The 1,190-nt window shown below is 55.2% G+C and carries 1 protein-coding gene; it reads right to left on the bottom strand.

Annotated elements, in window-relative coordinates:
• Positions 1-145 precede the first annotated feature (145 nt).
• Positions 146-1,126: an IS5 family transposase gene (locus tag GHO03_RS24495; protein ID WP_047273613.1), complete on the bottom strand. Its 981-nt coding sequence runs from the start codon at positions 1,124-1,126 to the stop codon at positions 146-148.
• Positions 1,127-1,190 lie beyond the last annotated feature (64 nt).

Raw genomic sequence — 1,190 nt, 5'->3', positions numbered from 1 at the left:
GGATGGTCTGAAGTAGGCCGCTATTTTTCGACTGCTGAGCCATAGGTGCTTTCAAAAAACGGCAGCCGTTCAAAACCGATCACGTCTGCCGCCTATTCCATCCATTTTTTCCGCTGAACGCTCCTCGCAGCAGCTATTTCCCTCATTACGGACGCACCTCTCCTGCGCTGGAGAGCAAATATCGACGCGCCATCCAAAGGTTCGACAGGGCGAACAGCGTCACCATCTGAGCAGTGTTTTTCACCAAGCCTCGGAAACGCACTTTCGTATAACCAAACTGACGCTTGATCACTCGAAATGGATGCTCAACCTTGGCGCGAACCTGGGCCTTGGCTTTCTCGATCTTGCGCATCGCTTTGTACAGCGCGCTGCGTTTACCGTGTTTTTTGTAGGTACTGCGCCGGGCTGCAATCTGCCAGATGACGTGGCGTCCCGCATGCTCTTCGCGCTTCTCGACACCGGTATAGCCTGCATCGGCGCAGACCACGTTCTCAGCACCGTGTAGCAGTTTGTCGACTTGGGTTATGTCCGCGACGTTGGCCGCAGTGACCACCACGCTGTGCACCAGCCCTGACTCATCGTCGACACCAATGTGAGCTTTGGCACCGAAGTAATACTGGTTACCTTTCTTGGTTTGATGCATCTCAGGGTCGCGTTTGCCGTCCTTGTTCTTGGTCGAACTGGGCGCATGAATCAGCGTGGCATCGACGATGGTGCCTTGTCGCAGCGACAAGCCACGGTCGCCCAGATAGCCATTGATCACGCCGAGAATACCGGCGGCCAACTCGTGCTTTTCCAGCAGGCGACGGAAGTTGAGGATGGTAGTTTCATCTGGGATCCGCTCCAGGCTCAGACCGGAAAACTGGCGCAAGATCGTCGTCTCGTACAGCGCTTCTTCCATCGCAGGATCGCTGTAACCGAACCAGTTCTGCATGAGATGAACCCGCAGCATCGCCATCAAAGGATAGGCCGGACGGCCCCCTTCGCCCTTCGGGTAATGAGGTTCGATCAGGGCAATCAAACCCTTCCAGGGTACGACCCGATCCATCTCGATCAGGAACAATTCCTTGCGGGTCTGCTTGCGCTTACCGGCGTACTCGGCATCGGCGAAGGTCATTTGCTTCATTGAAAAGCTCGGCGATTGGTGTCCGGGGATTTTGCCAAATCAGGAAGTCTTTTTCAGGATTTCC

It is taken from the genome of Pseudomonas sp. FSL R10-1339, from assembly GCF_009600545.1.
Taxonomy (GTDB): Bacteria; Pseudomonadota; Gammaproteobacteria; order Pseudomonadales; family Pseudomonadaceae; genus Aquipseudomonas; species Aquipseudomonas bubulae.
The sequence above is the reverse complement of the archived record's forward strand: the minus strand, read 5'-3'. Positions and strand labels throughout refer to the sequence as shown.

Coding starts and splice junctions, on each gene's coding strand:
- GHO03_RS24495 (WP_047273613.1), bottom strand. CDS start 1,126: ATGAAGCAAATGACCTTCGCCGATGCCGAGTACGCCGGTAAGCGCAAG.